At 38.7% G+C, this 13,757-nt stretch carries 12 protein-coding genes; 7 read left to right on the forward strand and 5 right to left on the reverse strand.

Going from position 1 to position 13,757, the window contains the following annotated elements:
- The 3 genes from IQ228_RS09535 to IQ228_RS09545 all read right to left on the reverse strand — a co-directional run.
- Positions 1 to 1,286, reverse strand: a 1,286-nt coding sequence (locus IQ228_RS09535) for a hypothetical protein (RefSeq protein WP_228043786.1), incomplete at its 3' end; no start/stop codon positions are given.
- Between the two features lie 23 nt (positions 1,287 to 1,309).
- Positions 1,310 to 1,825: a phage tail protein gene (locus IQ228_RS09540; RefSeq protein ID WP_193962737.1), complete on the reverse strand. Its 516-nt coding sequence runs from the start codon at positions 1,823 to 1,825 to the stop codon at positions 1,310 to 1,312.
- Positions 1,826 to 1,827: 2 nt separating this feature from the next.
- Entirely contained in the window at positions 1,828 to 2,064 is a 237-nt protein-coding gene (locus tag IQ228_RS09545) for a hypothetical protein (RefSeq protein WP_193962738.1), read from the reverse strand.
- A 178-nt stretch (positions 2,065 to 2,242) separates the two neighbouring features.
- On the opposite strand from IQ228_RS09545, the gene IQ228_RS09550 reads away from it, so the two are divergent.
- From IQ228_RS09550 to IQ228_RS09580, 7 genes are all read left to right on the forward strand, one after another.
- The gene (locus tag IQ228_RS09550; protein ID WP_193962739.1) at positions 2,243 to 3,664 is read left to right on the forward strand and encodes a DUF4157 domain-containing protein; all 1,422 of its coding nucleotides are present in this window, start codon (positions 2,243 to 2,245) and stop codon (positions 3,662 to 3,664) included.
- A 9-nt stretch (positions 3,665 to 3,673) separates the two neighbouring features.
- Positions 3,674 to 4,111, forward strand: coding sequence for a hypothetical protein (locus IQ228_RS09555; RefSeq protein ID WP_193962740.1), 438 nt, complete (start codon positions 3,674 to 3,676; stop codon positions 4,109 to 4,111).
- 176 nt (positions 4,112 to 4,287) lie between these two features.
- Positions 4,288 to 9,156, forward strand: coding sequence for a DUF4157 domain-containing protein (locus IQ228_RS09560; protein WP_193962741.1), 4,869 nt, complete (start codon positions 4,288 to 4,290; stop codon positions 9,154 to 9,156).
- A gap of 26 nt (positions 9,157 to 9,182) precedes the next feature.
- Positions 9,183 to 9,806: a hypothetical protein gene (locus IQ228_RS09565; protein WP_193962742.1), complete on the forward strand. Its 624-nt coding sequence runs from the start codon at positions 9,183 to 9,185 to the stop codon at positions 9,804 to 9,806.
- Positions 9,807 to 9,829: 23 nt separating this feature from the next.
- On the forward strand, positions 9,830 to 10,939 hold the full coding sequence (locus IQ228_RS09570; protein ID WP_193962743.1) for a YbjN domain-containing protein: 1,110 nt from the start codon (positions 9,830 to 9,832) through the stop codon (positions 10,937 to 10,939).
- 49 nt (positions 10,940 to 10,988) lie between these two features.
- Positions 10,989 to 11,303, forward strand: coding sequence for a hypothetical protein (locus IQ228_RS09575; RefSeq protein WP_193962744.1), 315 nt, complete (start codon positions 10,989 to 10,991; stop codon positions 11,301 to 11,303).
- The gene (locus IQ228_RS09580) at positions 11,304 to 11,651 is read left to right on the forward strand and encodes a type II toxin-antitoxin system PemK/MazF family toxin (RefSeq protein ID WP_193962745.1); all 348 of its coding nucleotides are present in this window, start codon (positions 11,304 to 11,306) and stop codon (positions 11,649 to 11,651) included.
- A gap of 187 nt (positions 11,652 to 11,838) precedes the next feature.
- On the opposite strand, the gene IQ228_RS09585 is transcribed toward IQ228_RS09580, so the two are convergent.
- Complete coding sequence (locus tag IQ228_RS09585) at positions 11,839 to 12,516, reverse strand: response regulator transcription factor (RefSeq protein WP_193937269.1); 678 nt, start codon at positions 12,514 to 12,516, stop codon at positions 11,839 to 11,841.
- A gap of 11 nt (positions 12,517 to 12,527) precedes the next feature.
- The gene (locus IQ228_RS09590; RefSeq protein ID WP_193962746.1) at positions 12,528 to 13,646 is read right to left on the reverse strand and encodes a sensor histidine kinase KdpD; all 1,119 of its coding nucleotides are present in this window, start codon (positions 13,644 to 13,646) and stop codon (positions 12,528 to 12,530) included.
- Between the last annotated feature and the right edge of the window lie 111 nt (positions 13,647 to 13,757).

Genomic DNA, 13,757 nt, shown 5'->3' on the forward strand with positions numbered 1-13,757 from the left:
TTTTGAGTATTATCTAAATGAGTAAATGAATTTGCTGTATTTTCAAACTTAGGCGTTATAATCTCTGAAGCTAAAGATTTCGTTTCTCCCAGATTAGTATTAGTTACATTTTGATCATTTGCTGCTAATAAATCTGATGAATTATCAATAATTTCAGTTGAATTCCTAGCTGTAGATAATAAATTTTCTTTAGGTATGATATCAATTGGTGCGGGAGAAACATCATTGGTAATATTTGAATCTTCTGTCTTTTTTTGTGGTGATTTTGTACTAACAGGAATATCTAAAATATCAAAGCCTTGTAATGTTTCACTAGCTATCGGTGCTTGATGATTTGTCAAGTTATTGACTATATTAATTTGTTCCTCAATATCAGATGATTGAGTTTCCATAGGTGAATATTCTGATGAATCACTGATCTTACTATCAAATTCGCCATTTTGTGTTGATATTTCTGCGGCTTTCCTAATATCAGATTCATTAACAACATCAGTTAAATTAGATAATAAATCCGTAATTACTTCTGGTTCATTATCAGTAATTTGTGATTGTAAGGTTGAGTTATCTTCTAAATTACTAGATGTAATCTGGGATTCACTATTATCTATTATTGTCTTATCTAAATTTATTTGTGGCTGTATAGTTGGATAATTTTCCGTTGAATTAAATATTTCAGATTGATAATTGTCTGTAATTAATAAATTTTCTTCAGCAGTAGAAGTATAACTTGCAGTTTCATCAACAACCTGGTTAACCTTCTTAGTCTTAGATGATTTAGCTGATTTTTTAGGTTGAGTTTTTGATGGAGATGGTTTTCTCTTTGGTGATTTCTGAGTTGTGTTTTTTCTGGTTGTTTTAGGTTTTGATTGAATAGCCATTTCCAGTAATATGTCATTACTGACATTTGTGGCAATTTTACTTTGTAAAAGATTGGAAATATTGCCTAAATTAAATGTTATATCAGTTAATTGATTGCTACTATTTTCTGGTAGAAGAGAATTATAATTTTCCCATTCCATAGATGGAAAATCATTATCCATATCTCGACCAACCAAATTATCATCATCTGTAATTAGTGTATCTATGAATGGTTGACCTTTACGGGCTAATAAAAGTTTAGAGGGTGTAAATAATGGTTTTGATGTAACTAGAGGTGTAATAAAATTACTGTGCCGATAATGTAAATTTGGTAATGATTGTGGAAATAGTTGGTGATGATTTCCCAGATAGGATTTTTGACCCAGGGTATTAACTTGATTTCCCAATAATGCTTGAATAATTTGCATGGCTATATATTCACAAATTAAAATTAATTCGACCCAAAAAATCCTGATTTCATCCGTGATGTGGAATTACCACCTCCTTTATCTTTTCCTACTTTTAATCCTTCATAAGCTAAAGTTAATTCTTCAATAGCAACGGCGTTACCATCCGCTTGCATTGCAGGAGTTTTCCATGCTATAGGAACAGCACCAATTAAAGTCCAACTCATCATTGTTTCACCAGCTTGATTAAAGACTAAAATATTTACATTACGTCGAGTTGATGTTTGAGTAAATACTGAACTAATCCATTTCCAAAAACCTTGGTTATCGGTAATTCCCCGTTTTAAAGTTACATCTGCAAATTCTGCTTGACCTAAATAAATTCTCTGCTGGTCATTGACACCACCTTCGTGAAAAACATTTTTCTTAATTTGCACACCTAAACCAGAACACTCGCTAAAAGATGCAGCAATAGATTTGTCTATTTCGACATAAAACCGATTGGTGGTGACGTAATTTAATTCGTGAGTGATGTTACCGTTCTGATTATTTCCAGTCATTGCTACCACCTTTGATGACCATAATTATTGACCCTTTCCTCTTGAATACGTATATCTTCTAGTAAAAGTTCATATACGCGGTCAGTTAGCTTGTTCAATAGCAGCGAGTCATTGAGATATTTATTAGCTGCTTTACTAACTCCTTTTGTGTCGGACGTGAACGCCGGAACTGCATACCCAGCAGTACCGCCAATATCGTTACTAGGTGTAAAATTTTTTGGCTTTTTGGTTGAGTTCATCACTAAAACTCAAAGTTAGTTATAAAATCAAGGCTAAAGGTACAGGATGAGAATCAAAATTAGCCAAAAGTCGAACTTAATTTAGTCTAGACTTGGGGTGAATTGTTTAATGAGTGCGATCGCGCTATCCTAGTTGTTTATATATCTGCCTACTGCTGAAGTATCAGGAGCATAATTTATGAGGGAACGCATAGTCCAAGGTAAAAAGGCTGCTTCTTCTGTCTCCATACCGACACTCAAACAACCGACACGCGGTTTTGGTTTAGATTTGTTAAACGCAACACCCGCAGCAGCAACACAGGCGCAACCCATTAACAAGCCTATCACTCACGATATCAGTCGCATCTCTCTGCGTCCTCAAGCAAAATTGACAATTGGCCAGCCTGGAGATAGTTATGAACAGGAAGCTGATAGCGTAGCACAACAGGTAATGCAAAGAATGGCACAGCCTGGAAATCGCCAATCTATCCAACGCCAAGAAGCGCCAGAGGAAGAGGAAGAATTGCAAATGAAACCTCTGGACATTAGTACATTGCAACGTCAAGAAGCGCCAGAGGAAGAGGAAGAATTGCAAATGTCGCCAATGGTGCAACGTCAAGGTCAAGGTGGAATGGCGGCTACATCTGACTTGGAAACCTCTATTAATCAAGCAAGAGGTGGGGGTCAGCCACTAGGGGATAATATCAGAAAACCGATGGAACAGGCGTTTGGCGCTGATTTTGGTGGAGTGAAAGTTCACACAGATAGTCGCTCAGACCAGTTAAATCAATCAATTCAGGCGCGTGCTTTCACTACGGGACAGGATGTGTTTTTTCGCCAGGGGGAATATAATCCTGGGAGTCGGGGCGGTCAGGAGTTGTTAGCGCATGAGTTGACTCATGTTGTGCAGCAGAGTGGGGGAGTGGTGCAGCGAGATCTATTGCAGATGCGTTCAGGCCCCGGCGGACCACCAGCACCAGTGGCTAAACTAAAATTGCACGCAGACACGGAAACAAATAATCGTAGCGATCTAAGTTTTAAAGAGCTTCAGAATGCTCAGGTGGGACACTCTTGGGTGAGCTTAGAATATACAGACAGGAAGAAAATTCCTAAGAGTATAGGTCAACCAACTCAGGGGTTACTCAAATCTGGTTCTACCGCCTTCGGATTTTGGCCACTGGTGACTAGAGCCAGCGATTTCACAACAGAAGAACAACAAAGGATTGATCACGGACAAACTCCTGGTGCGGGAGCAAGTAACAATCCAGCACATAGAGGATTCTCAATGAATCCACTGAAGAATGTACCAGGACGAGTTGAAGAACCAGATACAGCGCATACACCTAAAGGGACAAAGGAGTATGATCTGACTCAAGCTCAGGTTGGTTCTTTGATATCATACGTGAACTCAAAACGTAGTGCTAACTACAACCTCTATACATTTAATTGCACAACTTTTGCTGTAGAATCTATCCGTAGTGCAGGTCAGGTTGCACCTAGTGGATCGTCATGGGGAATTTGTCTACCGAATGCTCTCTATAAAGACCTTTATCAAATGAAAAAGAGGGGAGACAAATCTGTAACGGTAGCACCGCTGGAATCAGGCGAACGCCATGAGTAAGTAATCCCTATGAACCAAACATGGCTTTATATGTTTCAAGCTGCAATTTTGATAGGGTGTTCTCAGTCTCCAGAGCAACTCGAAGTACACCCTAATCCAAAAACTTACCAACCATCAAACAGGATTATTGTGATGCCAACAGAGGATATCCCTAATGTTAGGTTTGAAGTAACGGGAACAGTTACACAGTTTAATATTGCAGATCGCAGCAAAACAGTAAAGGTGAAAAATTTCTATACTTACCTAACTGTAAAAGTGGAAAAAACAGAACCAGCTAACGTAGCATCAAACCTTCCAATCCATGAACTAAAATTTTCTTGGAGAACCAATGAAACTCGTGATCGAGAAATATCCATTGGCGATCAAGTGATGGTGACAGTGGTGGGTAATAATTATACAGATCCAACATGGTTTCGATTGTCCGATTTGAAAAAGATTAATCGGTAGATCAATAATCTTGTAGCAACAATCCTAATAATTTTGCGATCGCTTGACACCAGAAAATAGATTTCCCGAAAATTTAGACTTTAGTACATTGTTTGCTGAGTGCGATCGCATTAAAGTGAATACATATACTGACGAGATATTTATCCACCTCACTGCTTGGGCATCAGGAGCGCAATATGAGAGAACAGGTAGGCCAGAGCAAAAAAGCTACCACTTCTTTCTCCATTCCTACACTTAAACAGCCGACACGCGGCTTTGGTTTGGAGTTATTAGATACCGCGCCTCAAGCAACTACAGAGGTGGAATCCGTCAATCCAATTCTTACTCACGATATAAGTAGAATCTCACTGCGTCCCCAAGCAAAACTATCAATTAGCCAGCCTGGAGACTTTTATGAACAGCAAGCTGATAGCGTAGCACAGCAGGTAATGCGAAGAATGGCGCAACCTGTAAATCGCCAGTCTGTTCAACGTCAACAAGCGTCAGATCCAGAAGATTTACAAATGAAGTCTGTGGATAATTTCCATACTTCCTGGCTGCAACGTCAGCAAGCACCAGAGGAAGAGGAATTACAGATGAAACCTCTGGTAAATACGATTACACCTTTGGTACAACGTCAACAAGCCTCAGATCCAGAAGATTTACAGATGAAGTCTGTGGATAATTCCCATACTTCCTGGCTACAACGTCAGCAAGAGCCAGAAGAAGAGGAAATACCAGAGGACACAGAAGTACAAAGGTCGTCAATGGTGCAGCGTCGTCCAAGCACAGGTGGAATAGCTGCTACAGATGATTTAGAAACATCTATTCAACAGTCTCGTGGTGGTGGACAGCCCCTTGCAGATGATATCAAGCAACCAATGGAACAGGCATTTGGGGCTGATTTCAGTAGCGTCAATATTCATACAGATAATAATTCTGATAAATTAAATAAATCTATACAGGCTCGTGCCTTCACCACAGGGCAGGATATTTTCTTCCGTCAGGGGGAATACTCACCGGGAAGTAATGTAGGTAAGGAACTACTAGCTCATGAGTTGACCCACGTTGTCCAGCAAAATGGTAGTGCAGTACAGCGTAAATCCCTGCATTTAGCACCAAAAGAAAACAAAATCCAGAGAAAATATGCTGGTAATGGGCAAACCATCCAACTGCGGGAAAATCCCCAAAAACCCAGTGAAGACGATAACCAAAATCAAACAGATGCAGTAGAAGTCAAAACTGATACAGAAAACGGCGAACAACAAAATCAGGCAACCACAGAAAACCATCAATCAGCCTCAACACCACCAGCAGAGGCAGGAAATGGAGCAACAGAACCACCACCGACAAAAAAAGATGATGCAGCAGTAGCATCTTCTCAAAATCCATCAGCAACTCAGAAACAATCTGAGGGAAATCAACAAAAACAGCCAGAATCAAAAGATACTGATTCTAATACTCAAAAAATCACTTCCCAACAGCAAGGAGAAGGAGAAGGTAAATTACCAGGAGTAGCCCCAGAATTATCTGGACAACAGGCAGGTCAAATAACCGTAAAATCACTATTAACAGATGTAGTTAATACAGCAGAACAATTGCCAGCGATAGAAACTGGTAATGGTGAAAAAGCTCCAACTTCCCCTGAAGATGACCCAGCATTTAAAGCAGTAGTTAATAGCACAAAACAGGTTGCCATTGGGCAGAAAGAACACGCCCCAGCTAATAGTAAAGCCCAGGAAGCGCAAGCAGCAGCCGAACCTCCTGGAAATGAAGTAGAGAGCAAGGCACAAGCTAACCAAGTGGGTGAGATGGGACAAGCCCAAACCCCAGGATTTGATGCTGCGGACTTGAAAGCCAAATTGATGGAGCGCATTGCGGATATGGCTCCCAAAAATCTCAAAGAAGCGGACGATTTTAAGAAAAATAATAAATTGGATGCCGTTAAAGGGGATTTGAGCGGCAAGGTTAAAGAACAAAAGCAAGACTCCCAAAGTGACCTAGAAGAAAAAACCAAAGCCAAACCAGATACCAGCGGTATTGAAACCAAACAAGTAACCCCTTTAACAGCAAATAATCCAGGTGCAGCCCCAGCAAATATCGGCGCAGATAAAGCAACACCTAAATCTAAAGGTCAAGGTGAAGTTGAAGCACCACTGAAAAAAGACAGTCAAAATCTTGACCAAAAAATGGCTGAGGCTAATGTTACCGAAGAACAGTTAGCAAAATCCAATGAGCCAGATTTCCAAGCAGCACTGTCCAGCAAAAAAGAGGCTCAAACCGATGCTGTACAAGCACCAGCTAAATATCGTCAGCAAGAAGAAGGCATCATAGCTAATGCTAAAGCTACGGCGGAAGCTACAGCCCAACAGCATCTGGAAGGAATGCACGGTATCCGTAGCCAGCATTTGGGACAGGTAGCAGATCAACAGGTAGGAACTAAAGGCAAAGATGAACAAGCACGGGCAAAAGTTGCCGGTGATATTAATAAAATTTACGAAGGAACTAAAACCAAAGTTGAGAAAACCCTCGGTGACTTAGACGGGAAAGTTCAGCAAGAATTTGATGCTGGTGCGGGTGAGGCGAAGAAAGCCTTTGAGGATTACGTCGGCAAGCGCATGGACGATTATAAGAGCGATCGCTATGGTGGTACATGGGGATGGACAAAGTGGATTAAAGACCAATTTGTCGGTTTACCCGATGAGGTGAATGTCTTTTATACAGAGGGTCGCCAGTTTTACATCAAGCAGATGGATGGTGTAATTAACAAAGTAGTCGCCATTATCAGTCAAGGACTAACCCAAGCCAAAGCCGAAATCGCCAATGGTAAACGGGAAATTCAAAACTACATCAACCAACTACCCCAAGACCTGAAAGGTATTGGTCAGGAAGCAGCCGCAACAATTGAAAGTAAATTTGAGGAGTTAGAGCAAAGTGTTGAGAATAAACAGAATGAGTTAATTGACACTTTAGCCCAGAAATATCAGGAAAACTTGCAAGCCGTTGATGCCCGCATTGATGAAATGAAAGCGGCGAATAAAGGTTTAATTGAAAAAGCCTTAGACTTTGTGGTGGGTGTGGTCAAAACGATTATCGAACTGACCAAAATGTTGATTGAGGTATTAGCAAGGGCTGCTAGTGTAGTTGGACAAATCATTAAAGACCCGATTGGGTTCTTAAGTAATTTGGTGAATGCTGTGAAGCAAGGCTTCCTCAGCTTTATGAAGAATATTGGAAAGCACCTCCAGAATGGCTTAATTGGTTGGCTGACTGGCACAATGGCACAAGCTGGTATTCAAATGCCCGAAAACTTCGACCTCAAAGGTATTTTTAGCCTAGCAATGCAGCTTTTGGGCTTCACTTATGAAGCAATTCGCGCCCAAGCTGTGAAACGATTAGGTGAAGACGGTGAAGAAAAAGTCAGCCGCATGGAACAAACTGTTGAGGTATTTCAAATTTTAGCTACTCAGGGCGTGGCTGGGATTTGGCAGATGGTTCAAGAGAAAATGGGCGATCTCAACGCTTTGATCATTGAACCTATCAAGAACTTTATCATTGAAAAAGTGGTGATGGCAGGGATTGAGTGGGTTCTGAGCCTGTTGACTCCAGCTTCGGCATTTATTAAGGCTTGTAAGGCAATTTATGAGATTGTTAAATTCTTTATTGAAAGGGCTGGGCAAATTGCTGATTTAATTAATGCGATACTAAATTCGATTGTGGCGATCGCTAGTGGTTCACTAGATCAAGCAATTAAAGGTGTGGAAAATGCTCTAGCTAAATCTTTACCAGTTGTCATCAGTTTCCTAGCGAGTCTTTTGGGCTTGGATGGTATTGCTGGCAAGATTCAAGCAATATTCCAAAAACTGCGGAAACCGATGGAAACAGCAGTGAATTGGGTAATTGATAAAGGTACGAAGGCGTTTAAGGCTGTTGGTAATAAGTTTAATAAGAGTAAATTTGGTAAGAAATTTAATGCTGTTAAAGATTCAGCGAAGGAGAAATATAAAGCCGGTAAGCAGTGGGTTGAGGATAAGAAGGAAGCCGCCCACAATTGGGTTGAGGGTAAGAAAGAGGCTATGAAAGATAAATATACGAAGACAGTAAACAAAGGAAAAGAAAAAGTAGATGCGATAGTGGAATGGTGGAAAATCAAAAAGCATTTCCAAGCCAAAAATGGTGAATCACATACACTTTATTTTGAAAAGAAGGGCAATTCTATAGACATGATGGTGGCCAGTAAACCAAAAACATTCAAGAAATTTATGGAATTGGCTCAAGGACATCCAAAGATAGACGAAGTAAAAGCTAGTTATCAAAAAATAATGGAACAAATTAATAAAAAACAATTAACAACACCAAAAAATGAAAATGCAAGAGAAACAACAATCAGAAATGAAATGAATAATTTGTCTAAATTAGTGCTAACAATGCAGCCAACCACACACATAGGCAAGCTACCACCAAGTAATGTTAAATTTGAACCTACTACAAGAACTATAAATTCCGAAACAAATGAAACCAGTCTTGATGGCAAGGAAATGATAGCCGAACCTTTAAGCATGATACCTGCTAATACATTCGGTAGCAAACCGTCTGAGGTTTCAAATTTATGGCAAGCAGTAAATAAAAGGTCAGGTAAATACGTTCAAGGACATCTACTCAATCATAATGTTCACGGTCCTGGGATTAGCAAAAATCTCACACCTCTTGAGAGAACTTTTAATTCAACTATCATGGAGGGAGAAATAGAAAGAAAAGTTAAAGAATGGGTGTTTAATACGAGAATGGTTGTCAGTTATAAAGTAAATGTTGAATATGGTAATCATGATGGAAGAAAGCATATACCAGAAGAGCAATATTTAGCAACTAAATTAAATTTTAAAGTTTATCGAATGGAACTTGAAAATACTGAAATGACGGGAGAATCTCCAGAACACTGGAAAAAAGATAAAATTCTTTTAGATGAGGTGTTGGAACATAAACTTCCAGAAGATACTGAAATAAAACGTAAGCCATCCATAGACATGAAATATGATAGGCAGAATAAAAAGCAAAGAGTAAACTAAAATTATAATAATAGGGAAAAATTAATATGATAAACCAATTTCGTTCAATGCTAAAGATGCTGGAAGAACACCCAGATATTAATGTTGTTGTATGTAATTTTAATCCTCCAGCAACGATAGAGGAACTCAATGCCGCAAAGAGGTATTTTAACCTTACACCAGCAATGATTGATTTTTATAGTCAGGCAAACGGTATTCAAATTTGTTGGGAAAGAAAGTCTAACAAAAAACCACCCAGAGGTGGTTTAGCTGCTGGATATATTAATTTGTTACCTGTTGAGGAAGTATTTAATGACTGGAAAGATATTATTTATTTTAGTGAAGCTGATCCTCAAAAACCTTTACATCCTCTAGACTTCTTTATTGAAGAAGCTTGTGCAGCATTTTATTTAGATGGCTCTGATAACCCAAAAGTCTATTATCATTATTGCGGTGAAGAGATGAGTTCACTAGGTGTAGATTTTGAAGGTTATCTTAAACTATTACTTAAATCGCGCGGTTTTTGGTATTGGCATACAGCTATTGCTCAACCTCAATATGTTAACCCTTATGTACCCATCTCAGTTGAAGAGAGCAACTTTAGAGAAATCATGCCGCAACTTTTTCCAGATTTTGACGCTTCTGATTTTCAAAGGTTGAATAATGAATAAATTTATTACATGATTAATTTTGCATGAATACAACAACAGAACATGATCAAATAAACACCAACTTAACCCTAAATGACTCCTATCAAACCACCTTAACCATTCGCGCTGTCACCCTCACTCTAAGCAAACAAGACAACGAACTTATCGCGTGTCGTCTCACCTTCCAAGTCACCCCACAACTCTACCAACGCATTGACACTGAAGCATTATTCAACCTCAAACCAGATATCCGCAACTTTGATCCAGGAAAATTCCTCCCTGAACCAAACATTACAATAGAAACAATTTTAAAACCTGACTTATTACCACTCTTAGCAGAACACGCTAACAACATTGAAGAAACTGCAAATTATATCCTCAAATTAAACCAAGAACAACCCGAAAATATTCTCCTATCTACCGAAAGTTGGTTAGCTTTATCTGTAAAACAGCAACAGGAATCAGGAGAAATCGGTTATCAAACTCTTTGGTCTTATATTAGTCCAGAAAAACTTACTGAAACAGCAACTTCTAGTGAAGGTATTACCGAAAGAATTATCAACTTTTTTCAAGATTGGACTGAAGCGAATTTATCAACCAAAACTCAAGAAACTGCTACCAAAATGATGGAAGGAATCAATACATTTTTAACAGAATTAAATAATATTAATCCAGAAGAAATTAGCATATCATCTACAAATAGTAATATTTTTGAGGAAATGATCAATTTCTTCACTGCTGATGATTGGCCTTTTGTACAACTTTCAGGACAACCGGCTTTACAAATAAGTTTTCAAGGTGAAAATGGTAAATGGAATTGTTACGCTAGAGCCAGAGACGAACAACAACAATTTATCTTTTACTCCATTTGTCCAGTTAACGCACCAGAAGAAAAGCGACTAGCTGTAGCAGAATTTCTCACTAGAGCTAATTCTGGCATGATGATCGGCAACTTTGAACTAGATTTTAACGACGGGGAAATTAGCTATAAAACCAGTATTGATGTAGAAGGCGATCGCCTCAGCACCGCACTTATTAAAAGGTTGGTTTACGCGAATGTGATGATGATGGATGAATACTTACCAGGGATTTTTTCTGTGATCTATGGTAACGTATCTCCAGCAGATGCGATCGCCCAAATAGAAAATGATTAGCAGTTAGCAGTGCGATCGCATCTTTTAGTCTTATATTAGTCCAAAAGCCTTGATTAATCTGAGTTATAATTCTAAGGAATGGTTGAATTGCGATTCTGCTATGAAAACTACTAAAACCATTGACACATCTATAACGTTACCAATTGAGCTATACCAAGCACTCTTTCAACAAGCACAGGCACATGGATATTCTGTTAGTGACGAAATAACAGCGTTGCTGACCCCTTCGCTCATGCAGATACCGACTGAATTGGTTCAAGAGTTTGCGGCTTGGGAAACAGCCAGTGATGAGGACTGGCTAAGTATGGAAGCGACACTAGCATCACTTGATGCGGTAGCTGTTTCCCATGAAGTGGAGAACTAAATGGCTAGAGGGGATATTCTGTTAGTTGGTTTACCTGAGTCAGATAAGAGAGAAGAAAAGGGTAATCGTCCAGCGATTGCGGTTCAAACAGATATTGCAACTTCTCCGATGTTGATGATTGTTCCGGTTACGTCTTCATTGGGTGCATTGCGTTTTCCATTTACAGTCAGGATTGAGCCATCAGAACGGAATGGTTTAACTTTACCTTCCGTAGCAATGGTGTTTCAACTGCGAGCTATTGACCGAAAGCGCATAATTCAGAAAATAGGTGAGTTAGAGTTGCAATATTTAACCCAAGTTGATGCAGAAATTTGGCAGATGTTAAAGCCAAAAGAAGCTCAAGAGTAAAGTATCTTCAATATTCACTCTATCGAGCGAGAATGCTAAAAGCCAATGTGATGATGGATGAATACTTACCAGGGATTTTTTCTGTGATCCATGGTAACGTATCTCCAGCAGATACGATCGCCCAAATAGAGTCTAAAGTCCAGTAATTAGGTTTCTTTACCTGAATCTCTCCTGAAAAATTAAAAATTTAAGCTTTGACAATTCCTAACTTCCAAGCAGTAATTATCGCTTGAGTACGGCTCTTAACTTTCAACTTTTCAAAAATACTAGTCAGATGAGCCTTAACTGTAGCAACTGTCACGTATAAATGATTAGCTATTTCCTCATTAGAAGCACCTTGAGTTAACCAGTGTAAAACTTCTTGCTCTCTTTCTGTTAAGTTCAACTGATGGTAAGCACGCAAACAAGAATCTGAATAGGCCTGAAAGAACCGGAAAAAACGACCAGCAACTTCTGAAGGTAGATAAATTTGTGACTTAGTTACCATGTTAATAGCGTCGCTCAGTTGAGTAGCTAAATGGTTTTTAAACACATAACCAGATGCTCCAGCTTGAATGGCGCGAAAAATCCATTCATCTTCTTGGTGAGCCGATAAAACTAAGACTTTACCAGTATAAGCAGTTTGTTTTAGAGAAACTAGAAGTGTAATGCCATCGCTGCCGATTAGTTGCAAATCTAGTAAGATTAAATCTGGTGATTTATCTTGTGTAAGTTTTAACGCCTGAGCTGAACAGTTAGCCTCACCCACTATTGTTATGGGTAATAAACCATTACTACTATAAAAACTCAAGAGAGTACGTAAACCTTGGCGAAACTGTTCGTTGTCTTCTACTAAAAGAACAGTAAGAGAATTGCCATTAGACATTGTTGACACTCCTAGATATTCTTAGATCGAGACAGAATGATACAAAATTGCGCTCCACCCTGTGATGCACTTTGCGCCCACAAATTTCCCTGGTGGTCTAGAATAATTTTCTTGGCAATAGTTAAACCTAGTCCTGTACCTCCTGGACGACGAGTATAAAAAGGAGTAAATATTTTTTGCACATCTTCTGGAGACAGTCCCTTCCCTTGATCTGAGATTTTAATTAGCACTTCTTCTTGAAAAATCTGCCAGGTACAAGTAATCATTCCAGATTCAGGACTAAAGTAGATAGCATTACTTAATATATTGTTAAAAACTTGCTTAATTTGTAAGTAGTCTATTAACAAAGTGGCAGATGTTTCGGGAATCGAGATTTTTACTTTCTTTTCATTGAGTAGAGGCTGTAAGGATTTGATACTTTCAAGTACTAAATTTCTTAAGTCCCGTGGAGTTACTCTTAATTTCTCACTTTGACCGCAATGTATTAGTGCTGTGAGATTAGTATCTATATCTTCTATGTTTTGGCAAATAATATTTGCTTCTTCATATCTAGGATGGTCTTTTAAGCCAAAACATAAATTGTTTGCATACAATCCAATCAAAGCTAAATAGCCCCGCAGTTGGTGTCCAACTCGATGCAGTAAGTGTTCTAGCAGTCGAATTTCAGTTTTCTGTCTAGCATGATCTAAATATATGTCTGCATAGTTGCTCAGTAGTATGGCAGATTTTTTTATGTACTCTTGTACATTTTTTGCAAGAGCCTCTTCTGCGATTATCTGTATATATTCTGGTTTTTGATTTCTATAGCCTATGGGAAAAATATATGAGAATAAATGTATATCTGGTATTTTCAATTCATATATTTGTCCCACAGGAGGGAAGTTAATCAACCATGACTCTGAACGCAAATATTTAAGGGATTTGGGTGATAGTTGTACCTGATTATTAGCATAGTTAATGACTTCTTTCTGGGTTTGAAAATAACAATCATAATAGACAATCCGAGCTAACAGAATTGGATATTGATTAGTTAACTGTTCAGACTGTAATTGACAAAACTTTTGAATATGTGATGCGGTCATTGTCTGACAGCTAATTTCTTCTTGTGGCAGAATAATTTCCCTAAGCATAGCTACACTCGACTTTGATAACTAAAAAATTACACCTGTGCAACAGTAGAATCTTTGGTTCAAATTAAATATGCTTAATTGTATAAGTATAAATGATATTTTGTCTATCCC

The organism is Dolichospermum sp. LEGE 00246 (assembly GCF_015207865.1).
GTDB lineage: Bacteria > Cyanobacteriota > Cyanobacteriia > Cyanobacteriales > Nostocaceae > Dolichospermum > Dolichospermum heterosporum.

Excerpts from the sequence above, each read along its gene's own strand:
- IQ228_RS09550 (WP_193962739.1), top strand. The coding sequence starts at position 2,243 with ATGAGGGAACGCATAGTCCAAGGTAAAAAGGCTGCTTCTTCTGTCTCC.
- IQ228_RS09560 (WP_193962741.1), top strand. The coding sequence starts at position 4,288 with ATGAGAGAACAGGTAGGCCAGAGCAAAAAAGCTACCACTTCTTTCTCC.
- IQ228_RS09540 (WP_193962737.1), bottom strand. The coding sequence starts at position 1,825 with ATGACTGGAAATAATCAGAACGGTAACATCACTCACGAATTAAATTAC.
- IQ228_RS09585 (WP_193937269.1), bottom strand. The coding sequence starts at position 12,516 with ATGTCTAATGGCAATTCTCTTACTGTTCTTTTAGTAGAAGACAACGAA.
- IQ228_RS09545 (WP_193962738.1), bottom strand. The coding sequence starts at position 2,064 with ATGAACTCAACCAAAAAGCCAAAAAATTTTACACCTAGTAACGATATT.
- IQ228_RS09555 (WP_193962740.1), top strand. The coding sequence starts at position 3,674 with ATGAACCAAACATGGCTTTATATGTTTCAAGCTGCAATTTTGATAGGG.
- IQ228_RS09580 (WP_193962745.1), top strand. The coding sequence starts at position 11,304 with ATGGCTAGAGGGGATATTCTGTTAGTTGGTTTACCTGAGTCAGATAAG.
- IQ228_RS09565 (WP_193962742.1), top strand. The coding sequence starts at position 9,183 with ATGATAAACCAATTTCGTTCAATGCTAAAGATGCTGGAAGAACACCCA.
- IQ228_RS09590 (WP_193962746.1), bottom strand. The coding sequence starts at position 13,646 with ATGCTTAGGGAAATTATTCTGCCACAAGAAGAAATTAGCTGTCAGACA.
- IQ228_RS09570 (WP_193962743.1), top strand. The coding sequence starts at position 9,830 with ATGAATACAACAACAGAACATGATCAAATAAACACCAACTTAACCCTA.